The organism is Microbacterium sp. SZ1 (assembly GCF_002362255.1).
Classification (GTDB): Bacteria; Actinomycetota; Actinomycetes; order Actinomycetales; family Microbacteriaceae; genus Microbacterium.
This window is the reverse complement of record NZ_LPVV01000009.1, coordinates 25,075-46,644: the sequence shown is the minus strand read 5'-3', so window position 1 is coordinate 46,644 and position 21,570 is coordinate 25,075. Positions and strand designations below refer to the sequence as shown.

Sequence of the window (21,570 nt, the reverse complement as noted above, 5' to 3'; positions counted from 1 at the left end):
CTCGGGTGGATGTCCTGCCAGCGTAACCGGGGGTCGCGCCGGCCCTCGAATCGGAATACCGGTCGCGGCGCAGACGTTGCCTGAGGCATGGTGACGACCGTTCCCTCCGCCCTCACCCGGGTGCTCGACGGCGTCGACCTCACGGTCGGCGTCGCCCGCCGTGCCGTCCTGCGCGCCGGTGACCGTCTCTCACTTCCGTCCGGCGCGGCGACCCTCGTGTACATCGCTGAGGGCGCGGTGCACGGACACCCGCCGCTGAACACGGGATGCCGCCTCGATGTCGACCGCGTCTCGACCCTCATCGAGGTCGACGAACAACCGGCCGACACAACCCTCACCGTCGGCGACGCGTTTCTCACACTCGGGCGCACCGCGTTCGCGCTCGAGGCCGACGAGCAGACCGACCTGGTCGTCTTCGATCTGGAGTTCTCCGACGCTGCGCTGGCGCTCGTCGCGGGACTGCCCGACCCCGTCACGGTCATCGCGTTCGACGCGCTCGAACCGGCGGCCGCGGCTCTCGCCGGCAGCATGGGTCCGACGGATCCTCCCGGCTCTCCGGCGCGCCAGGGCGATCAGCTGATCTGCCGCATGATGGCGAAGACCGTGCTCCTCTCGGTTATCCGGGCGTGGGCCGCGAACGGCTGCGTGCCGGAGGGCTGGCCCTCGGCATCCCCCGATCCGTTCCTCGACCGCGTCGTCGCGGCGATCCACGAACAGCCCGGTCGGGACTGGACCGTCGAGAGCCTCGCCAGTGTCGGGGCGATGTCGCGGTCGGCATTCGCAGAGCGCTTCCGCCACGCGATCGGCCGCTCGCCCGCCGACTACGTCACCGAGGTGCGCATCGACGTGGCCAAGGGGATGCTGTCGGCCGGCCGCTCCGTGTCGGAGACCTCGCGCGAGCTGGGTTACGCCTCCGATGAAGGGTTCAGCCGTGCGTTCCGCCGCCGCACGGGCCTGACCCCGTCGGCCTGGCGCGCCTCGCAGCGCACGCCCGTCCCTGCCTGAGGCCGCCCGTCCCTGTCTGAGCCCACCCGGAGAGCACAGGTTCCCGGCGCGAAACGCGGCGTGTCGGTCCGCGACACGCCGTCGTCACACCGTGCGGTCTGGGTTTCCCAGACCTCTCAGCCGAGCGCCGCGCGCGCCGCGCGCGAACTGACGCGGTTCGACGCCCCGAACAGCACGGCGCCGAGCACCAGCACGACCGCGCCGATCACGTAGACGAGCTCGATGGAGAGCGTGTCGACGAGCAGCCCGCCGACGCCGGCGGCGAGAGTGATCGCTCCCTGGAACCCGACGACGACCAGGCTACCGCCCGCCTCGAGCCGGTCGGGCATGCGGTGCCCCACCCAGGTGTTCGCGACGAGCAGCCACGACGAGAAGAAGAAGCCCCACACGAGCACGACGATCCCGACCCCGATGACGGTGCCGGAGAGCAGGATCATCGACAGCACCGACGCCGCGATCACGGCGGGCGCGAACACGGCGAAGAACGCGAAGCGGCGGTCGATGACGAACCCGATCGAGAGGTTGCCCGCGAGTCCGCCGAGGCCGAACAGCGCGAGCAGCACGACGATCGTGGAGGCGTCGACGTCGGGGATCCGCTCGAGCGCGAGCCGCACGTAGGTGTAAGCGAGGAAGTGCCCGAGCACGACGAACACGTGGCCGACCATGCCGAGCCCGATGCCCGGGCGGCGCAGGGTGTCGACGAGGAGTCGGATGCTGGACGCCTGCTCCGCCGGGACCGACGGCAGCACGAATCGCAGCGCGACGGCCAGCAGCACCATGAGCACGCCGGCGATCGCGAACACCGCCTGCCAGTTCACGAACTCGCTGAGCATGACGCCGAGCGGCACGCCAGCGACGGTCGCGAGCGAGACACCCGCCGAGGTGAACATGACCCCGCGGCCGAGGTGCTCGGGCCCGGCGAGACGCACCGCCACCGTGATCGACATGGCCCAGAAGGCGCTGAGCGCGGCACCGAGCAGGAACCGCGCGAGCAGCACGATGACGAGGTTCGGCGCGATCGCGACCACCAGGTTCGAGGCGGCCGCGGCGAGCGCCATCCAGACGAGCAGCGACCGCCGGTCGAGCCGCGGGAAGATCAGGCCGACCGTGGGGGCGACCACGAGGCCGACCAGCGCGGTGACCGTCACGGTCTGCCCGGCCTGGCCGGGCGTGACCCCGAGCGCGTCGGCCATCTCGGTGAGCACGCCGTTGGGCAGGAACTCGGCGGTGACGAGCAGGAAGCCCATCAGCATCAGGACGACGAGGCCGCCGTAGCGGATGCGGTCGGCTCGCGAGGGCGTCACGGGAACGGGAGCGGTCGTGGTCATCACTCCAGCATCCCCGTCTCACGAAGCGCGCGCCCGACGGGGCGTCCACGGCATCCGACCGTTCGTCCGGATCGGGACCGCCCGGCGTCGAGCCCCCGCCGACGCCGCTCAGCGCGCCAGGCGCGCCGCCAGCAGCGTGACCAGCTCGTACACGACGTGGCTCGCGGCGATGCCGGTCATCTGTGCGTGGTCGTAGGCGGGAGACACCTCGACGACGTCGGCGCCCACGATGTCGCGGTCACGCAGAGCCCGGAGGATGCGCAGCAGCTCCCGGCTCGTGAGGCCGCCGGCTTCGGGGGTTCCCGTCCCGGGCGCGTGCGCGGGGTCGAGCACGTCGATGTCGATCGAGACGTACAGCGGGCGGTCGCCGATGCGCTGCAGGATGCGCTGGATGCCGGCCTCGACGCCGTGCTCCTCGATGTACTCGCTCGACACGATCGAGAAGCCGAGACGGGCGTCGTCCTCAAGGTCCTGCTTCGAGTAGAGCGGTCCGCGCGTGCCGACGTGGCAGCTCGCGGTGAGGTCGATCAGCCCCTCCTCACTCGCCCGGCGGAACGGCGTGCCGTGCGTGACGGGGGCACCGAAGTACGTGTCCCAGGTGTCGAGGTGGGCGTCGAAGTGCAGCACAGCGACCGGCCCATGCTTGGCCGCGACCGCCCGAAGCAGCGGCAATGCGACGGTGTGGTCGCCGCCGATCGTCACGATGCGCTGCACCTGCTCGCCGAGGGCGCGGGCCGCGGTCTCGACCTCGGTCACCGCCTCGGTGAGGTCGAACGGGTTGACCGGGATGTCGCCGGCATCCACCACCTGGGCCAGCTCGAACGGAGACACGTCCTGCGCGGGGTTGTACGGACGCAACAGGCGCGACGACTCGCGCACGTGCGACGGGCCGAAGCGCGTGCCCGGTCGGTAGCTCACCCCGGAGTCGAAGGGGATGCCGACGACGGCGATGTCGGCGCGCTCGACGTCTTCGATCCGAGGCAGCCGCGCGAAGGTCGCGATGCCGGAGTAGCGGGGGTTCACGGAGGCGTCGATGGGGCCGATGCGGTCGGTCATGGTCGTTCCTGTTCGTCTCGGAAGCGGGGGTGTGATCAGTCGAGGAGGTGCTGCGGGAGGTGCACGAGCTGCACCCCGCCGGCCGCGATCGCGTCGCGGATGCCGGGCACGACGTCGTTCCGACGCTCGATCCGGCGACCGTGCGCGCCGAAAGCCATGGCGAGCGCGGCCCAATCCGGCTGCACGAGGTCGACGCCGACCGGCGCCATGCCGCGGTCGACCTCGTTCTGGCGGATCTCGGCGTACCCGCCGTTGTCGACGCACACGACGGTCACGTCGAGGCGCTGCTCCACGGCGGTCACGAGCTCGTTCACGCAGAACATGAGGGCACCGTCGCCGATCACCGTGACGACCGGATGCTGCGTCTGCGCGACCCGCGCGCCGATCGCGGCCGGCAGGCCATAGCCGAGGGTGGCGTACGTGGGCGTGTACAGCAGCGTGTGCGGACGCGGCGACCGCAGCACGCTGCCGAGCGCCATGTACACGATCTGCGAGGAGTCGCCGGCGACGATCGCGTCGTCGGGAAGCGCCTCGGCGATGAGCTCGGCGAGGGCGACGGTCTCGGGCGCGGTCTCCCGCGACTCCCGCTGGATGGCGGCGCGCTCGGCGCTCACGTCGCGCGCGATCCGCTGCTCGGCGGGGAGCAGTGGCAGCAACTCGCCGGTCACGGCCGCGGCGTCTCCGACCAGGCCCACCGTGGCGGCGAGATTCTTGTCGAGCTGCGCCGGCGAGATGTCGACGCGCACGACCGCGCCTCGTGCCTCGAGCCGCGGGGCCCACAGCTCGGCCTCGCCGAGCTTCGACCCGACGACGAGCAGAGCGTCGGCGTCCTCCGCGACCGCGCGGGCGGCGGCGAGGCGCAGGTTCGAGCCGAGGGAGAGCGGATGCCGTTCGTCGACGACGCCCTTGCCGTTCAGGGTCGTGAGCACGGGTGCACCCAGGCGCTCGGCGATCGCGGTGAGCTCGTTCCCGGCATCCGTCGATCCGCCGCCCGCGACGATGACCGGCCGCTGAGCGGCGGCCAGCAGGCGGGCGGCCTCGGCGAGCGCCCCGGGACCGCCCGCGATGCGCGGCGGGAGGGGGCGTGGGCGCCGCGCCTCGACCGGGACGTCGGCCGGCGCCTCGAGAACGTCGAGCGGGATCTCGATGTGCACCGGGCGCGGCCGGCCGGTGCGGAACAGCGCGAACGCGTCGTGCACGGCATCCACCGCCTCCGCCCCACTCGTGACACGGCGCGACCACTCGGCGATCGCGCCGACCATCGCCGTCGCGTCCTTCGTCTCGTGCAGGGTGCCGACGTCGGCGAACTCCGCGCCCCGCGCCACGCCCGGTGAGAGCACGAGGAGCGGACGTGACTCGCAGAACGCCGTGCCGATGGCGCTCATGGCGTTCTGGAGGCCGGGGCCCGAGGTCGTGATGACCACGCCGGGCAGGCCGGTCTGCTGGGCCCAGCCGTCGGCGCCGTAGCCGGAGCCCTGCTCGTGACGGTTCGTCACGGCGCGGATGCCGAGGTCGGCGAGCGGTCGGTACAGCTCGAGGTTGTGCGTGCCGGGGATGCCGAACACGGCGTCGACCCCGTACCCGCGGATGGTCTCGAGCACCGCCCGCCCGACGGTGTCGGAGTAGTCCGGAGGGGTCTCGGAGGCGGCGTTCACGTCAGGCACGGTATCTCCGCTCGCCGTCGACCCACGTCTCGCGCACCGCGATCTGCGCGATGTCCTCGCCGGCGACCGCGAGCGGGTCGTCCGACAGCACGACGAAGTCGGCGTACTTGCCGACCTCGAGCGAGCCCAGGTCGTCTTCGCGGCCGATCGACGTCGCGCCCTCGTACGTGTGCGCCCGGAGCGCGGCGGCGGCCGAGATGCGCAGGTCGTCGGGGCCGAGCATGTGCCCTCGCCGGGTCACGCGCGTGACGGCGGTCTGGATCGCCTCGAGCGGGATCGGCTCGGCGACCGGTGCGTCCGACGAGATCGTCATCGGCACGCCGGCGCGCTCGAACTCGCCGAGCGGGTTGAAGCGCTCACCGGGGGTGCCGATGGCCTCCTCCACGCCCTCGCCCCAGTTGAAGTAGTGCTGGGTCTGGTTGACGGGGCGGATGCCGGCGGCGGCCATCCGATCGATCTGCTCCGGCGTCGGCAGGCCGCAGTGCTCGATGCGGTGACGGGCGTCGGCGTCCGGATGCTCGGCGAGCGCGGCCTCGATCGCCGACACGACCATCTCGATCGCCGTCGGCGACTGGGCGTGCGTCGCGGTCTGCAGGCCCGCCGCGTGCGCCTTGGCGATGAGCGCGGCGTAGTCGGCAGGCTCGTGATACAGCTGCCCCGTGCGGCAGGGGTCGCCCACGTAGCCGTCGGGGAAGTACGCCGTCCATCCGCCGAGCGTCCCGTCGGCGTAGAACTTGATGCCGGCGAAGCTCAGGTGCGCGTTGCCGAACTGACCGACCAGGCCCATCTCGAGCGCCTCGTCGAGCAGGTGCGACAGCAGGTACATCGACACGCGCAGTTCGAGGCGTCCGGCCTCGGCGAGCCGCAGGTACATGTCGAATTCGCGCCGGGTGACCTGGCAGTCGCCGATCGACGTGACGCCGCCCGCGAGGAAGCGCTGCGTCGCGGCATCCAGCTGACGCAGGTGCTCCTCCGGCTCGTCGGCGAGGTGGAAGTTCGGTCCGTGGTGGCCGATCTTCACGCCGTGCACGCCGGTGAGGATGTTGCACGCGGCATCCGACAGCTCACCCGTCAGCTCTCCATCGGCGTCGCGGAAGAACTCGCCGCCCTCGGGGTTGGGGGTGTCGCGGTCGACGCCGCCTGCCTCGAGCGTGTACGAGTTCACGACCCCGCCGTGGCCGGAGGCGTTCATGAGGTACACCTCGCGGTCGCGGGCGACCTCGTCGAGCTCGAACCGGGTGGGGTGCCGCTTCTCGGCGAGGTTGCGCTGCTCGTAGCCGTACCCGCGCACCGGGCGTCCGGCCGGAGCCTCGGCCGCCGCGGCCTTCAGCAGCGCCACGATCTCGGGGATGCTGCCGGCCTTCTCGGGTCCGCAGTCCACCCACGTCATCATCTGCCCGAACATCAGCGGGTGCGCATGCGCGTCGACGAAACCGGGCACCACGACCGCATCGCCCAGGTCGACCCTTTCGGGGCGGATGCCCGCCCGCTCCGCCGCCTGCTCGCACTCCGCGAGGGAGCCGATCGCGACGATCCGACCGCGGTCGGTGAGCAGGGCCGTCGCGGTCGTGGCGTCGGCATCGACCGTGTGGATCGCACGGGCCGTGAACAGTCGCGGCGTCGTCTGGGCGGAGCGGTCGAAGGGGGTGAGCTTTCTCATGGGCCTGTTCGCTGTCGATGCGGTCGGGGTGGGGCGGGCGCGGCGGGGCGTCAGGGCAGCCGGTTCGCCGTCGTGTCGGTGCGGGCGGTGAAGGATGCCGTGACCGGCGCCTCGTCGGAGTGCTGCGGTGCGAGGCGCGTGCAGATGCCGGCGATGATCGCCATGCCGATGAACATCGCGATGACCGCCCAGACACTGCCCGTCCAGGCGATGAGCTGCGTCGCGAACCAGGGCGAGAACCCGGCCCAGACCGCGGCGCCGACGCCGTACGACAGGGCGATGGACGTGTAGCGGGCCTGCGGACGGAACATCTGCGCGAGGATCGCGGCGATCGGGGCGTAGGTCGCGCTCATCGCGATGCGCACGAGCGAGGCGAAGAGGAAGATCAGCGGCTCGACACGCCCCGGCATGATCAGCAGGAACGGCACGAAGGTCAGCACCGAGGTCACGAGGCCGATGTACATGACGTTCTTGCGGCCCCACTTGTCGCCGAGCCAGGCGACCGGGAGGGTGACGAGGAACTCGACGAACGAGGCGATCGTCATCGCGTCGAGGATGACCTGCTCGCTGATCGCGATGGGCTCGCCGGTGGCGTAGGCCGTCGCGAATGTGGTGGCGAGGTAGTAGCCGCCGGTGGAAATGGGCAGGATGCCGATGCCGAGGAGGATCGGCTTCCAGTTGGCGCGCAGCGCGAACGCCAGGGGCATGGACTGCTTGCGGCCCTCGATCTTCTTCTCGAAGACCGGCGACTCCTCGACGCGGTAGCGCACCCAGAGGCCGACGCCGACGAGCACGATCGAGAGGAGGAACGGGATGCGCCAGCCGCCGTCGATGATGAAGTCCTCGCCGCCGCGCGACATGATCGCGAAGATGCCCGAGGCGAGCAGCGCACCGGCCGGGTTGCCGAGCTGCGTGAATCCGCCGTAGAAGGTCTTCGACTTCTCGGGGGCGTGCTCGACGCTCATGAGCACGGCACCGCCCCACTCGCCGCCGACCGCGAGACCCTGGATCGCCCGGAGCAGGATCAGGAGGATCGGGGCCAGGATGCCGATGTTCTCATACGTGGGGAGGCAGCCGACCAGCACCGTGGCGACGCCCATGAGCAGCAGCGTGATCACCAGCGAGACGCGGCGTCCGAGCTTGTCGCCGATGTGACCGAAGATGATGCCGCCGAGGGGGCGCACGAGGAAGGCGACGGCGAAGGTCGCGAACGCGGCCGCAGTCTCGGCCAGACGGTCGCCGCTCGGGAAGAACAGCGGGCCGAAGACGAGCGCCGCGGCGGTCGCGTAGACGTAGAAGTCGTACCACTCGATGGTGGTGCCGACGAAGGCGGCGATGCCTGCGCGCCGCGCCTTGCTGTGGGTGGAGGCCATGGGGGACCGCTCCTTTGCGGAAGGTGTTCGGATAGCGAAGGATGCTACGGACGAGACCGGTCGGCGACAAGACCAGAACTCCAGCGTGACAGACGATTCACTGGACTTCTGATCGTGCGTGGACACATCTCGCGCCTTCCCGCCCGCAGTGAGTGCGCTTACACTGCAGATGTGCACGCGCAGCCGCGCGTTCGCGGGAAACTGACGAATGTGGGCGGACTCATGGATTTCGACGCCGAACTCATCCGCGCCCTGCAGGAGGACGGTCGCGCCAGCATCCGTTCGCTGTCGGTGCGTCTCGGTCAGTCGCGGGCGGCCGTGGCGGCCCGCCTTCGGACGATGCTCGACGATCGCACCGTGCGGGTCGTCGCTGCGGTCGATCCGGTGTTCCTGGGGCAGCACGTGCTCGCCCATGTGTCGATCCGCACCGACGGCTCGGTGGAGGTGGTCGCCGAGCACCTGCGCGACATGAGCGAGACGGTGCTCGTGTCGGCGGTCGGCGGTGCGCACGACCTGGTCACGGAGGTCCGTCTGGGGTCGATGGAGGATCTGCACGACCTGCTCGCGCAGATCCGCGCGATCGACGGGGTGCTCGACATCAACACGATCATCTACTCGACGGTCGTGAAGGGATTCTTCGTGTCGGAGTACCACGGCGACGTCGCCCTGGACACGATCGACGAGGACCTCATCGAGCATCTGCAGGCGGACGGACGGATGAGCTTCCGCGCGCTGGGCGAGGCGGTGCGCCTCTCCCCCTCGGCGGTGGCGACCCGCGTGCAGCGGCTGATCGACGGCGGCGTGATCAAGATCAGCGCCGTCGAGGCGCGCGGCCTCGCGCACCGGCAGCTGTCGATGGGTGTGGGGCTGAACCTCAACCACGACGACGACGCGGTGATCGAGGAGCTGCGGACCGGCCGCGGCATCGACTTCGCCGCGCGCACGCTGGGTCGCTTCGACGCGGTGGCGACCCTCGTCGAGCCGTCGGCCGGCGCGCTGTACGCGAGCCTCGAGCGGCTGCGGTCGCTGCCCGGGGTCACGCGCATCGAGGCGTGGCTGCATCTCGCCGTGCTCAAGGAGGACTACGCCCGCACCCTGCACGCGCCCGCGATCTGAGTCCCCGTTCGCCGACCCACCCCTCTGTGCCCGATCCACCCCTCTGCGCCCGATCCACCCCTCTGCCGACGGGCACAAAGGGGGCCGCTCGTCCGCGAGGGGGTGGTTCGGGTGCAGTGGAGGGAAGCACCCGGCGTGCCGTCACCGCCCGTTCACCGCGCGCCGCCAGACTGCGAACATGAGCGAATCTCCGCACAACGGCGCAGTGCCCGAACCCGCCGCGACGGCGAACAGCGGCGCGGTCGGCGTCATCGGCCTCGACCTGCGCGGCGACACCCCCGCACCGAAGAAGCAGGTGTTCTCGTGGGCGCTGTGGGATTGGGCGACGCAGCCGTTCAACACGGTCATCCTCACGTTCATCTTCACGGCGCTGTATCTGACGACCGAGGCGTTCCTGCCCGCGGATGTCGCCGCTCTCGACGCCGAGGACCCGGTGCGGCTGGCGGCCGAGGCGGATCTCGCCTCGGGTCTCGGGCTCGGCTCGACGATCGCGGGCATCGCGATCCTGCTCATCGCCCCGGTGCTCGGTCAGCGCGCCGATGCCGCCGGCAGGCAGAAGCTGTGGCTCGGGATCGGCACGGGCGCGCTCATCGCATGCATGTTCGGCCTGTGGTTCGTCGAGCCGACCCCTGCGCTGTTCTGGCTCGGCGTGGCGCTCATCTCGGCGGGGTCGGTGTTCGGCGAGATCGCCGCGGTGAACTCGAACGCGATGCTCATCGGCATCGCGAACCCGAAGACGGTGGGGCGCATCTCGGGTCTCGGCTGGGGCTTCGGGTACATCGGCGGCATCCTCGCGCTCGTGCTGGTGGTCGTGTTCTACATGCTCGACTGGTTCGGCGTGCCGGAGGACGGCGGACTGCCGTTCCGCATCATCGCGGTGGGGTGCGCGATCTGGGCGATCGTGTTCTCGATCCCGATCTTCCTCAACGTGCCCGAGCCGTCGATCGGTCGCCCGGAGCGGAAGGTCGGGTTCTTCGCGTCGTACGGGCTGCTCGTGAAGGACGTCGTCGGCCTGTACCGCAACCCCGAGACGCGCAACACGTTCTGGTTCCTGCTGTCGAGCGCGGTGTTCCGCGACGGACTGGGCGGCGTCTTCGCGTTCGGCGCGATCATCGCGGGTCAGGTGTTCGGATTCGGGTTCCTCGAGCTCGTGATCTTCGGCATCGCGGCGAACCTCATCGCAGGCGTCTCGACGATCATCGCCGGGCGCTTCGACGACACGTACGGGCCGAAGCGCATCATCCTCGTCTCGCTCGCCTCGATGATCGTCGCCGGCCTCGCGGTGTTCTTCCTCGTGGATGCCGGCACCGTCGTGTTCTGGATCGGCGGCCTCATCCTCTGCGCGTTCGTGGGTCCCGCGCAGGCGGCGGCGCGTTCGTTCCTCGCCCGTGTCACTCCTGCCGGCCGGGAGGGTGAGATCTTCGGCCTGTACGCGACGACGGGTCGCGCGGCGAGCTGGATGTCGTCGGGTGCGTGGACGCTGCTGATCGTGCTCACGGGTGCGACCGCCTTCGGCATCGTCGGGATCGTGATCGTGCTCATCGCCGGGTTCCTCCTGCTACTGCCGGTCAAGACGACGGCTGCCCGCTGAGCGACGCCCACCCCTCACGGACGGGAGTAGCCTGACCGCGTGACGGTCATCATCGCGTTCCTCGCCAATGTGCTCGTGGCGATCGCCAAGACGGTGGCGGCCGTGCTGACGTCGTCGGCGTCGATGGTCGCCGAGGCGGCGCACTCGTGGGCGGATGCCGGGAACGAGGTCTTCCTGCTCATCGCCGACCGGCACGGCGCGAAGGCCAAGGACGAGCGTCATCCGCTCGGCTACGGACGCGCCGCGTTCGTGTGGTCGCTCGTCGCCGCGTTCGGGATCTTCACCGCCGGATCGATCGTGTCGATCATGCACGGCGTGCAGGAGCTCTCCGACACGGGACCCGTGGAGAGCCCCGGCATCGCGTACACGATCCTCGGTGTCGCGTTCGTGCTCGAGGGGGCGTCGTTCACGCAGGCGCTCGTGCGGTCGCGCAAGCTCGCGCGCGAGCGGGGGTCGTCGACGTGGGACTACGTGCTCGAGACGAGCGACACGACATTGCGTGCCGTGTTCTTCGAGGACGCGGCGGCCCTGATCGGGCTCGCCATCGCCGGCGGGGCGATCGCGATGCATCAGATCACGGGCGTCGCGGCGTGGGATGCGATCGGTTCGATCCTCGTCGGTGTGCTGCTGGGCGTGGTGGCGCTGATACTCATCCGCCGGAACATCGCGTTCCTGATCGGGTCGAACGCGTCGCCGGCTCTGCGCGAGCGGGTGGGTCGCGCGCTGCTGACGTCGCCGCAGATCCAGCGGCTGACGTATCTGCACATCGAGTACGTGGGCCCGAACCGGCTGTTCATCGTCGCGGAGGTCGACCTCGCCGGCGATGCGCGGGAGCACGACGTGGCCCGGCGCCTGCGCGAGGTCGAACGGCAGATCGAATCGCACCCCGTGGTCGAGACGGTCGTGCTCTCTCTGTCGGTCGACGACGAGAAGTCGCTGGACTTCGGGACGAGCGCGAGCGCACGAGCGAACGCAGACGCACGAGCGAACGCCGACGCACGAGCGAACGCAGGATCGAGTGCCAGCACGGGCACGGGCACCGGCACCGGCACTGCTACCGGGACCGGCGCTGGTACCGGTACCGGCGCCGACTAACCTGCTCGTGCGAGCCGCGGCTCCGTGCTGAGCCGAGGCGTTCGCCATCGTTGCTCGCGGTCCCACCACGCCGGTCCCCGTACCTGGGGAACACCGTCGCTCATGCGGATCTCCCACCCGGATCCGTCGAGCGATCTGTGATGCCACCAGCACAGCGGTACTCCGTTGTCGGTGGTCGTCGGTCCGCCGCGGGCATGTTCGGTGACGTGATGGATCTCGCACCAGGCCGCCGGAACATGGCATCCCGGAATCAGGCACTCCTTGTCGCGCGCGACGATCGCGCGTCGCTGATGCACGGTGAACACCCTGTCGGTGCTGTCGATGCCGACGATCCGACCCTCGCGCATCGTGACGCGCTGGATCGTTCCGGAGCACCCCGCCTGCGCGGCGACCCTGACCGGCACCTGACCCTGCGGATCGCCGTGCGCACCGGGAAGGCTCGCCCATCCCGATCCCGCGTCGAGGTCTCGCGCGTCGACGGTGACGACGAGTGTCGGCGCTGCACCGCCCAGAGTGGGCATGTCTCGGTGGCGCGCGGCGATGCCGAGCGCGGCAGCGAACGCATCGTGACGCTTCTGCGTCGCCGTCCGCGGGTCGATCACCGCACGCGAATCGGAGTTGAAGGGGTCGGAGTCGAACGGATCGGAGTCGAACGGATCGGAGTCGAGCGGATCGGAGCCGGACGGGTCTGGATCGTCGGCCTCGGCCCCGTCTGATCGCTCGGACGGGAAGAACGCCACTCGCGACGCCGACCCCTCCCCCGCCGGATTGTTGACCGCATCCATGACGGCCTCGAGCTGCGCGGCGACCTCGGGCGAGAGCCATCCGCGGATCGATCGCAGGCCGTCGCGAAGCCGCCCCAGCGTGATGCCGCGGCGGTGCTGCGCATTGCGGTCGTCGGGCTCTGCGCCGTCCGGATCAAGCACGGCGACGATCGTGTGCGCGAGATACGCCAGGTCATCGGGAGTCGGCACCGGCCCCGCCGCGCCGGCCGGGCCGTCGGCGCCACTGAACTCGTCAGTGCCCTCATCGGCTTCAGCGCCGGTCTCGATGTCGGCGCCGCTCGCACCCGCACGAGCCGCCTCCGCGAGGCATTCGTCGGCACCCGCTCGCTCGTCGGCGGTGAGCCGCTCCCACGCCGTCTCGATCGGCGCGGTCGCCGCCAGCATCCCCGCGATCCCGACCCGGCCGGAGAGCAGAGCATCACGCAGCGCGGGCCATCGCGCCGGCATCCGCTCTCCCGACAGCAGATTGACGTCTCGTCGCACGAGGTCGACGACCCGGCCGAACCGCGTCGCGGCCGACGCGTCGACGGCGAGAGCGCGCTGCAGCAGCTCGTTCTGCGAGCGGCAGCCGGCGAGGTGCGGCAGGTCGACGGCGTCCCCGGTGGCGAGCGCCTCGACGACGACCGCCTCAACGCGCCGCATGACCGCGCCCGCCGCAGCGATGATCGCGATGCGCTCCTCGTCGGTCAGTCCGGCGAGCGCGTCATCGCCGAGCGCACGATCGAGATCGGAGGCGATCTGATCGAGGAGTTCGAGGGTGCGGGATGACATGCCCTCATCCAACCCGCAGCCACCGACATTCAGACGCGAGAACCGGTCGATTTATCCCAGTTCACAGCAGTATTCCGAAACACGCGACCATCGTTCCGGCATATCCCCATAATCGTCGGGGGGCGCACCTACGAGCCCCAGTTTTCGGCCAGCTTGCCCAGCAACCGAGCCAGCTCCATCCGCTCCTCATCGGTGAACGCGGCAAGAGCATTCCCCAGCATCTCCCGCCGCTCGCCGCGCATCCCCTTCGCGAGCGTGCGCCCCTCGTCGGTCAGCGCGATCCGCGTCCGGCGGGCATCGTCGGGGTCGGCCTCCCGCCGCACCCAGCCGTGCGCGACGCCCTGCTGGACCAGGCGGGAAGCCCGCGGCTGATCGACGCCGATCGCGGCACCGAGATCACTCACACTCAAGGGAGAGGATGCCGCGGCGAGCGCCTCCAGCATCCGCATCCGCGCCGGTCCGCCGAATCGCCCCGACGGGTCGGCCATCCAGGGCGGCATCCCGGGACGACCCTGGTCACCCGGGTGGCCCGGGTGACCCGGGTGACCAGGATGTGCGTGCTCGACGTGGTCGGGATGCGGTCCGCCGTGCCACCCGTGCCGCCCATGCCCGCCCGGACCCCGCTCCCGCTCGCCCGGGCGCCTGCCACGCAACCGCGCGAGTGCGCGGGCGATCGCCTCGGTGGGGTCGTCATCTGAAGTCGTCACAGCTCGATTTTACATGCGACTTGACATGTAATCAGACTCCATGTCACACTACATATACATGCACTGCGACAAGCACATGCACTCTGACATCTAAGGACTCCCATGAACACCAACGACTCACAGAACACCGAACAGACCCCCGACCGTTCCCTCGACTACTGGCTGAAGGCTGTCGACCGCCTGATGGCCGCGCAGTTCGACGCAGCCTTCGCCGACGAGCACGCGACGCGCCGTGACTGGCGACTGCTGAACGTCGTGGACGGAACGGCGCCCGCCCGCCGCCCGCTCACCGGGCACAAGCTGCACGATCTCGTCCATCGCGGCTGGATCGTCGCCGATGGTGACGGCTGGGCGCTCACCCACGAGGGGCGCGACGCCAAGGACCGGCTCGGCGCCCTCGTCGACGGCATCCGCGCGACGGTCACCGACGCCGTCTCGCCGGAGGACCTCGCCACGACGCTGAGCTCCCTCGAGAGCATCGCTCGCGCACTCGGCTGGGATGAGGAGACGCCCCTCCCCCGCGGACGCACGCACGGCCGCGGCTTCGGTCGACGCCACGGCTTCGGCCCGCGACACGGCTTCGGCCGCCCCTTCGGGCGCCGGCACGACTTCGACCCGCGTCACGGCTTCGACCGCGACTTCGGACCGGATGCCGAGCACGGCGACCGCGACTGCGGCCACCGCGGACATGACCGCGCCCGCCGCATGCACGGCGAGTCCGAGATCGCTGGGCACCGGTACCCGGGCCACCCGGGCGCTCGCGCGACCCGCCTGGCGCAGCACGCCTTCGAGCGCGGCTTCGACGCCGGTTACACCCGCGGACGCGATGCCTGACGGCATGCGCCTTCACGAACGCCCCTTCCGGTCCGCCGGAGGGGGCGTTCCGCATCCCGCGGGCAGTCGCCTAGGACCGCAGGGCCGGCAGCACCACCTGGTCGATCAGCTCTGCGACCGTCTCCGGCTCGAGCGCCCGACGGCGCAGGCTCACGCTGCCGAACGCCGCGGTCGGCACGATCCCGGCGACGAGCGCGACGGGTGCATCGGCGCGCACCTCGCCGCGTTCCCTCCATCGCTCGATCACGGCGGTCAGCACCGCCACGGGCGGCCCGCCGATCACGCGATAGGCGACGGCGCGCAGCTCCTCATCGCGGCCGATCTCGCTGAGGATGCCGGCGAGCACCGTCGCGGTGCGCTCGTCCGCGTCGGCGAAGTGCAGCGCGGCGGCCAGCAGGTCACCGCGAAGAGTCCCCGTATCGGGCGCTTCGGTCGTGATCTGCAACGCCCGGACCGCGGCGACCACGAGCTCGGCCTTGTTCTCCCAGCGGCGGTAGATCGCCGACCGGCCGCACCGGGCCCGCTCCGCCACCGCCGCGATGGTCGTGCCCTCGTAGCCGTCTTCGATGAGGAGGTCCTGCACCGCCGAGAGGATCGCCGACTCGACTCCCGGGTCGCGCGGGCGACCCGCCGCCCTGCCCGCCTCGTCCGCTCCCACGAGCCCATTGTACATTCCGGGATCGAGCAGTACCGTATATAGCGGTACTGATCAGTACCGTATTCCTCGAGCAAGGAGTCGTCATGGTCGCCACCACACCCGCACAGCCCGCCGCGACCCGACCACGCGTCCGCGCGGCGCTGATCCTCACAGCCGCCGTCGCCATCGCCATCGCACTCAATGCCGTCGTCGCCGCCGTCGCGATCGCGACCGGCGCACCCGCCGCCTACGGACCCCTCACCCCGCCCGCGTTCGGGCTCTTCACCACGCTCGGAGTCGCCGCCGGGTGGGTCGGCTGGTCGCTCGTACGGCGGCACGCGAAGTACCCGCGCAGGACGCTGTCTATCCTCGTCCCGGTCGTGACGATCGCCTCGTTCATCCCCGATGTGCTGCTGCTCGCGCTGGGCTTCATCCCCGGCACGACCACCGGCGCGGTGATCGCGCTCATGGTGATGCACGTCGTCGTCGTGGCCGTCGCGGTTCCAGCGTACGCGCTCGCCTCGCGGACACGCTGAACGAGAGAGTGCCGGTCTCCGCCGCGTCAGTCGAGCCGCTGTCGGCCGAGCACCGTCAGCCGCCGAGCGCTGCGACCGCCGCGATCGGGGCGGCGACGGCATCCGCCGCGAACGGCAGGCCGACCGAGGTCGCGAGATAGGCTGCCGCCGCGATCGCGCCGATCAGCAGCAGCACGAGCACTGCGAAGACCACCACCGCGAGCCCGCGGTACGACCCCGGGTCCGGATCCTGCGGCGCCACCGACGGACGCGCCCAGTCGTCGGCGACCGCCGACGGGGCGTCGTCCGAGAGCACGGCCGGACGGCGGCGAGCGCTGCGGGTCGTCGGCAGCTCGGCATCCGCCGGAGGGGGCGGGATCACGGCATCCGCGGGTGGGATGTCGGCCGACGGAGGCGTCAGCAGCCCCTCGGGCACGGGGGCGTCGGATGCCGGCGGAGGCGTCAGCAGCCCCTCCGGGAGGGGGGTGTCGGATGCCGGGGGCGTGGCGAGCAGCTCATCGGGAACCGGGGTCGCGGGCGGTGGCGCGACAGCATCCGCCGAGTCGTCGTGCGGGCGTGTGCTGTCGTCGCTCATGTCAGCCTCCGAGGGCTCCGACGTCGGTGACTCCGACGTCCGTGCGGTGGAAATTCTGGAACGACCGGGATGCCGTCGGCCCCCGCTGCCCCTGGTAACGGTTGCCGTACGGACCCGATCCGTACGGGTTCTCGGCCGGCGAAGTCAAGCGGAAGAAGCACAGCTGCCCGATCTTCATACCCGGCCACAGCTTGATCGGCAGCGTCGCGACGTTCGCGAGCTCGAGCGTCACGTGCCCCGTGAATCCAGGGTCGATGAAGCCGGCGGTCGAGTGGGTGATGAGCCCGAGGCGCCCCAGCGACGACTTGCCCTCGAGACGCGCAGCCACATCGTCTGCGAGCGTCACCTGTTCAAACGTCGCCCCCAGCGCGAACTCCCCCGGGTGCAGGATGAACGGCTCGTCGGGGTCGACTTCGATCAGCCGCGTGAGCTCCGGCTGATCGACCGACGGATCGATGAACGGGTACTTGTGGTTGTCGAACAGCCGGAAGTAGCGGTCCAGACGCACGTCGACGCTCGACGGCTGGATCATCTCCGGCTCGTGCGGCTGCAGGCCGATCCGGCCCGATGCGAGTTCTGCCCTGATGTCGCGGTCGCTGAGAAGCACGGCACCAGCCTAGTTGCCGTGTCGGCGCGACGCTTTGGTCGTGACGTGCCTGACGGGTAGGCTTGCGATCACCCGCTTTTCGGACGCGGGTGCGGGGCTGTAGTTCAATGGCAGAACTTCTGCTTCCCAAGCAGACAGCGCGGGTTCGATTCCCGTCAGCCCCTCCGATTCACCGCTGCTCGTCACCGATGCTCGCGTGCCGACGGCCCACGACCCGCGCGTCAGGTCATGGGCCGCCGTCGATGGATCAGCCGAGCTGCTTCCTCCGTCGCAGCACGAGCACGCCCCCGACGCCGAGCAGCAGCGCTCCGGCGAGCACGAACGGCATGGGGTCGGCTCCGGTCGCCGCGAGCGCTCCTGCCCGCGGACGGGGCGCGGCTGCGACCGCGCCTGAGACTGCAGTGTCCGCGGCATCCGTTCCCGTCGACGGGTCGGCGCCGCCGCCCGATCCGGCGCCGGGGTCCGGGTCCGTGCCCGGGTCGGGGCCCGGGTCCGTGCCCGGGTCGGTGCCGGCAGCGACGCACGCCGCATATGCATCGGGCGTCGGCGAGAAGCGGAACCAGTCGAACGTCGCGGGGAGCTCAGCCGCAGCGGTGGCTCCCCGGAACGCGAACGGTCCGACGTGGGTATAGCGGGGCACTCCCGGAGACGCCTCCAGCCGCACCCGACTGCCGAACACCTCGAACGTCGCGCCGTCGTACGACACCGACGCCTCGATCTCGCGCCCGTCGCTGGTGAGGCGCAGCCAGACCTCGCTCACGTCGGTGCGCTGCTGGCTGGTGAAGGCCGGCGATCCCGCGCCCACGAGCTCGACGACTCGTCCCGGCGTCGCCTTGCCGAGATCGAACTTCAGATAGTTCGTGTCGCTGCCGTAGAGCAGCAGACCGGCCTGCTGGAAGTTCTGCGTCGGGGTCAGACCGACCTTCGTCGTCACCTGCCACGCCTCGTCGGGCAGCGCCTGCTGCAGCAACGGGGCCGTCGACACCCCGCCCGTGTAGGTCGGGACGATCAGCGCGCCGTCGGTGACGGTGTGCCGCGCGGCGTCCGCCCTGATCGTGCGATCCCACTGAGCGCCCAGCGCGCCGTCGAACTCGTCGGAGCCCGGGGCGGCGCAGGTGGCGAACAGCGGATTCGCGGCATCCTCGGCGAACCCGCCGAACGGGGGCTCGATGACCGTCTCCGCCCCGGCCTTCGCCCAGGCGATGGTCCCGCCGAGACGGTCTCCGGATTCGTAGAACAGATACGTCTCACCGCCGTCGGTCACGACCTCCGGCGATGCCACGCGGCCGGTGTCGGTGCCGAGCCCGCTCGACTGGTGCAGCAGGATCGGCGTCTCCCCGACGTCGCGCAGCGTCGGGTCGATCGTGCGCGAATAGGACTTGCCGCTCGACGCGTGGTACAGCACGTACAGCTGGCCGTCGTGCTCCCAGAGGTTGGGCCCCGAGACGTTCGCTCCCTCCTCCTCGCCCGGCTCGACGACCGGCACGGGGTCGACGACCCAGGTGCGCCCGTCGACGGACTCCGCGAGCCGGATGCGGCGGATGCCGGTGAGACCGCCCGCGATCGGGGTGTCGTCGTTGGCCATGTAGAACATCGCGTAGTTGTACGGCGAGTCGGGATCGGGGTGGTCGAAGACCCGCGCGTACGAGCTCTCGGTGATCCTCCGCGTGCCCGGCACGTCGCCCATCGCGTTCGTGACGGCGATGTCGCCGTACTCGAACCTCACCCCGTCGTCGCTCGTCGCGAAGCGCGTCACCGAGTTGTCGCCGTGGAAGTAGAGGAACATCTTCCCCTCGTCGGCGTTCCAGAACGCGTCGGGGCTCGACACATGCGGCACGGGGCCGTAGTGCGGCGGCCAGTCGTTCGTGATGACGGGCCCCGCGGCGTACTCGGTCCACGGACCCTCGAGGCTGTCGGCGTACATCAGCACGATCCCGCCGGGATCGTCGTGCGGCGCGAGGTAGAGGTACCACTCGCCGAGCGGGTCCGCGAAGTGTTCCCCGGCGTGGAAGACGCTGGGGAAGATGTACTCGTCGGTCGGGTTGTAGATCATGTCGAGCTTGTCGGTGATGATCCCCTGGTAGCCGAAGACCGGCCAGTCGGCGGGCGGGGGTGCCACCTCCGCGGTGACCCCGCCTCCCGACCCGACGGGTGCCGCCTGGGCGGGGAGGGCGCCTCCCGCCGCCATGACCGCGGCCACGGCGACGGCGGCGAGTGACAGTGCGCGTCGCTGCGCACGGCTGGCTGTCGTTCTCATTGCTTCTCCTTCGTTGGATCCTGCGATGGATGCCCTGTCGAGGGCGCGACGAACAGCGCTCGGTCGGAACCGGGCGTGATGCGAGTGAGGGCGCTCCGGGTCAGCCCTTCAGACCGGTGTGGGCGAGTCCCTGCACGAACTGCTTCTGAGCGAAGAGGAACACGACCAGAACCGGCACGACCGTGAGGGTCGTCGCGGCGAGCTGCACGTTCCACATCGGCCCGCCGTAGGCGTCGACGTACTGCGTCAGCGCCTGCGGCAGCGTGAACATGTCCTTGCTCGACAGGTACACGATCGGCTCGAGGTACAGATTCCAGGACTTCAGGAACGTGAAGATCGCCACGGCGGCGAGCGCGGGACGCGCCAGCGGGAACGCGATGCGCCAGAAGATGCCCCAGCGGCCGAGCCCGTCCATGCGACCCGCCTCCTCCAGCTCCGTCGGCAGCCCGAGGAAGAACTGGCGCATGATGAACACCGCGAGCACCGCCGGCGCTCCGAGCACGGGGATGACGATCAGCGGCCAGTGGGTGTTGATCAACCCGAGGGAGTTCACGAAGCGGAACAGCGGGACGATCGTCACCTCGCTCGGCACGAGCAGCCCCACGAGCACCACGAGGAAGAGCGCGTTCGCGCCGGGGAAGCGGATGCGGGCGAACGCGTACCCGGCCATGGCGGCGACGAGCATCGTGCCCACGGTGACGAGCGCGGCGATGTACAGGCTGTTCCAGTACTGCTGCGCGAACGGCTGCAGGCGGAACACCTCGCCGTACGCCTCGGCCGTCGGGTTCGCCGGCCACAGCGTCGGGACCTTCTGCAGGATCTCGCTCATCGGCTTGAAGCTGCTCGTGATCATCCACAGCGTCGGGAAGACGAAGGGGATGCTGAGCACGGCCATGAGCGCGATGAGGCCTCCCGCGAACCAGCGCCGACGGCGGGTGGCGGCTCCGGGCCGCTCGCGGCGCTCCGGGGATCCGGTCGTCACGGCATGGGTGCTGAGGGACTTCGGCCGGTCGATCACGTCAGTTCTCATTGAAGACCCACCTCTTCCTGGTCTGCCATTGCACGAGCGTCAGCACGAGCACGATGAGGAACATCAGCACGGCGATGGCACTCGCGTAGCCGAAGTCGTTGAAGCGGAACGCCTGCTGGTACAGGTAATAGACGAGCACGGTCGTGGAGTTGCCGGGTCCGCCTCCGGTGAGAACCGCGATCTGCGCGAACACCTCGAGCGAGCCGACGATGGTGAGGATCATCACGAGCAGGATCGTCGGGCTGATCATCGGCAGCGTGATCGAGCGGAAGCGCCGCCAGGCGCCGGCCCCGTCGATCTTCGCCGCCTCGCCGATCTCCTCCGGCACGCCCTGGAGCGCGGCGAGGAACAGGATCATGTTGAGGCCGACGTTCTTGAACACCTGCACCACGATCACGGCGAGCATCGCCGTGACGTCGTTGCGCAGCCAGTTCGGCCCCTCGATTCCCACGGTGGCGAGGAAGCCGTTGATGCCGCCGTCCGACTGCAGCAGGAAGCTCCAGACGATGGTCCACGCGACGAGCGAGACGACGACCGGCGAGAAGAAGAACGTGCGGAAGGTCGTCGTTCCCGGCAGCTTCTGGTTGAGAAGCACCGCGAGGAAGAGGGCGAGCGTGACGTTGAGCACGACCAGCCCGATGGAGAACCACAGGCTCGCGAGCAGCGAGTCCCTGAGTCCGGGGTCGGCCAGCATCCGCTCGTAGTTGTCGGCTCCTGCGAACACGAACGTGTTGGCGAGCACGTTCCAGTCGTGCAGCGAGAACCAGATGACCGCGACGAGCGGGACGATGACGAAGGCGACGGCGCCGAGCACCACGGGAGCGACCATCGTGTAGCCGACGATCCAGTCCTGCCGCGTCGCCGCGGAGCGGCGGGGGCGTGCCGGACGCCCCTTCCGCTCCGCGGTGTCGGCCGCCGCGAGGACGGCAGAGGATGTCATGCGA

General features: G+C 70.4%; 19 protein-coding genes and 1 tRNA gene. 7 read left to right on the top strand and 13 right to left on the bottom strand.

Annotated features, from left to right (window positions below):
* Positions 1 to 87: 87 nt before the first annotated feature.
* Positions 88 to 1,005, top strand: a complete 918-nt coding sequence (locus AUC47_RS06995; protein ID WP_096714496.1) for a helix-turn-helix domain-containing protein — start codon at positions 88 to 90, stop codon at positions 1,003 to 1,005.
* A gap of 116 nt (positions 1,006 to 1,121) precedes the next feature.
* On the opposite strand, the gene AUC47_RS06990 is transcribed toward AUC47_RS06995, so the two are convergent.
* The 5 genes from AUC47_RS06990 to AUC47_RS06970 all read right to left on the bottom strand — a co-directional run bounded on the left by AUC47_RS06990 (position 1,122) and on the right by AUC47_RS06970 (position 8,086).
* Complete coding sequence (locus tag AUC47_RS06990; RefSeq protein ID WP_096714495.1) at positions 1,122 to 2,333, bottom strand: MFS transporter; 1,212 nt, start codon at positions 2,331 to 2,333, stop codon at positions 1,122 to 1,124.
* A 108-nt stretch (positions 2,334 to 2,441) separates the two neighbouring features.
* Positions 2,442 to 3,389, bottom strand: coding sequence for an agmatinase (gene speB / locus AUC47_RS06985; RefSeq protein WP_096714494.1), 948 nt, complete (start codon positions 3,387 to 3,389; stop codon positions 2,442 to 2,444).
* Positions 3,390 to 3,424: 35 nt separating this feature from the next.
* Positions 3,425 to 5,053, bottom strand: a complete 1,629-nt coding sequence (locus AUC47_RS06980; RefSeq protein ID WP_096714493.1) for a thiamine pyrophosphate-binding protein — start codon at positions 5,051 to 5,053, stop codon at positions 3,425 to 3,427.
* A complete protein-coding gene (locus AUC47_RS06975; RefSeq protein WP_096714492.1) occupies positions 5,046 to 6,713 on the bottom strand; it encodes an amidohydrolase in 1,668 nt (555 codons plus the stop codon). Before AUC47_RS06975 ends, AUC47_RS06980 begins: the two co-directional genes overlap by 8 nt.
* A gap of 50 nt (positions 6,714 to 6,763) precedes the next feature.
* A complete protein-coding gene (locus AUC47_RS06970; RefSeq protein WP_096714491.1) occupies positions 6,764 to 8,086 on the bottom strand; it encodes an MFS transporter in 1,323 nt (440 codons plus the stop codon).
* Between the two features lie 222 nt (positions 8,087 to 8,308).
* On the opposite strand from AUC47_RS06970, the gene AUC47_RS06965 reads away from it, so the two are divergent.
* From AUC47_RS06965 to AUC47_RS06955, 3 genes are all read left to right on the top strand, one after another.
* Entirely contained in the window at positions 8,309 to 9,202 is an 894-nt protein-coding gene (locus tag AUC47_RS06965; RefSeq protein ID WP_096714490.1) for an Lrp/AsnC family transcriptional regulator, read from the top strand.
* Between the two features lie 178 nt (positions 9,203 to 9,380).
* Complete coding sequence (locus AUC47_RS06960) at positions 9,381 to 10,793, top strand: MFS transporter (protein WP_096714489.1); 1,413 nt, start codon at positions 9,381 to 9,383, stop codon at positions 10,791 to 10,793.
* Between the two features lie 39 nt (positions 10,794 to 10,832).
* The gene (locus tag AUC47_RS06955) at positions 10,833 to 11,888 is read left to right on the top strand and encodes a cation diffusion facilitator family transporter (protein WP_096714488.1); all 1,056 of its coding nucleotides are present in this window, start codon (positions 10,833 to 10,835) and stop codon (positions 11,886 to 11,888) included.
* Here the strand turns inward: AUC47_RS06955 and AUC47_RS06950 are convergent.
* Positions 11,885 to 13,444, bottom strand: a complete 1,560-nt coding sequence (locus AUC47_RS06950) for an HNH endonuclease signature motif containing protein (RefSeq protein ID WP_096714487.1) — start codon at positions 13,442 to 13,444, stop codon at positions 11,885 to 11,887. The genes AUC47_RS06955 and AUC47_RS06950 overlap by 4 nt on opposite strands.
* A gap of 128 nt (positions 13,445 to 13,572) precedes the next feature.
* Positions 13,573 to 14,151, bottom strand: coding sequence for a MarR family winged helix-turn-helix transcriptional regulator (locus AUC47_RS16900; RefSeq protein WP_256999476.1), 579 nt, complete (start codon positions 14,149 to 14,151; stop codon positions 13,573 to 13,575).
* A gap of 102 nt (positions 14,152 to 14,253) precedes the next feature.
* On the opposite strand from AUC47_RS16900, the gene AUC47_RS06940 reads away from it, so the two are divergent.
* Complete coding sequence (locus AUC47_RS06940) at positions 14,254 to 14,985, top strand: hypothetical protein (protein ID WP_096714486.1); 732 nt, start codon at positions 14,254 to 14,256, stop codon at positions 14,983 to 14,985.
* Positions 14,986 to 15,055: 70 nt separating this feature from the next.
* Here AUC47_RS06940 and AUC47_RS06935 read toward each other — a convergent pair whose 3' ends face one another.
* A complete protein-coding gene (locus AUC47_RS06935) occupies positions 15,056 to 15,643 on the bottom strand; it encodes a TetR/AcrR family transcriptional regulator (RefSeq protein ID WP_256999475.1) in 588 nt (195 codons plus the stop codon).
* An 83-nt stretch (positions 15,644 to 15,726) separates the two neighbouring features.
* Between AUC47_RS06935 and AUC47_RS06930 the strand changes: the two genes are divergently transcribed.
* A complete protein-coding gene (locus AUC47_RS06930) occupies positions 15,727 to 16,158 on the top strand; it encodes a DUF6069 family protein (protein ID WP_096714484.1) in 432 nt (143 codons plus the stop codon).
* 55 nt (positions 16,159 to 16,213) lie between these two features.
* Here AUC47_RS06930 and AUC47_RS06925 read toward each other — a convergent pair whose 3' ends face one another.
* Together AUC47_RS06925 and dcd are read right to left on the bottom strand one after the other, a co-directional pair.
* A complete protein-coding gene (locus AUC47_RS06925) occupies positions 16,214 to 16,732 on the bottom strand; it encodes a hypothetical protein (protein ID WP_096714483.1) in 519 nt (172 codons plus the stop codon).
* Position 16,733: 1 nt separating this feature from the next.
* Positions 16,734 to 17,339, bottom strand: coding sequence for a dCTP deaminase (dcd, locus tag AUC47_RS06920; protein ID WP_096714482.1), 606 nt, complete (start codon positions 17,337 to 17,339; stop codon positions 16,734 to 16,736).
* Between the two features lie 93 nt (positions 17,340 to 17,432).
* On the opposite strand from dcd, the gene AUC47_RS06915 reads away from it, so the two are divergent.
* Positions 17,433 to 17,503 (top strand) — tRNA-Gly (locus tag AUC47_RS06915).
* Positions 17,504 to 17,586: 83 nt separating this feature from the next.
* Here the strand turns inward: AUC47_RS06915 and AUC47_RS06910 are convergent.
* The 3 genes from AUC47_RS06910 to AUC47_RS06900 all read right to left on the bottom strand — a co-directional run bounded on the left by AUC47_RS06910 (position 17,587) and on the right by AUC47_RS06900 (position 21,566).
* Complete coding sequence (locus AUC47_RS06910) at positions 17,587 to 19,596, bottom strand: DUF1349 domain-containing protein (RefSeq protein WP_096714481.1); 2,010 nt, start codon at positions 19,594 to 19,596, stop codon at positions 17,587 to 17,589.
* Positions 19,597 to 19,696: 100 nt separating this feature from the next.
* On the bottom strand, positions 19,697 to 20,626 hold the full coding sequence (locus tag AUC47_RS06905) for a carbohydrate ABC transporter permease (protein ID WP_096714480.1): 930 nt from the start codon (positions 20,624 to 20,626) through the stop codon (positions 19,697 to 19,699).
* The gene (locus AUC47_RS06900) at positions 20,616 to 21,566 is read right to left on the bottom strand and encodes a carbohydrate ABC transporter permease (protein ID WP_096714479.1); all 951 of its coding nucleotides are present in this window, start codon (positions 21,564 to 21,566) and stop codon (positions 20,616 to 20,618) included. Before AUC47_RS06900 ends, AUC47_RS06905 begins: the two co-directional genes overlap by 11 nt.
* Positions 21,567 to 21,570 lie beyond the last annotated feature (4 nt).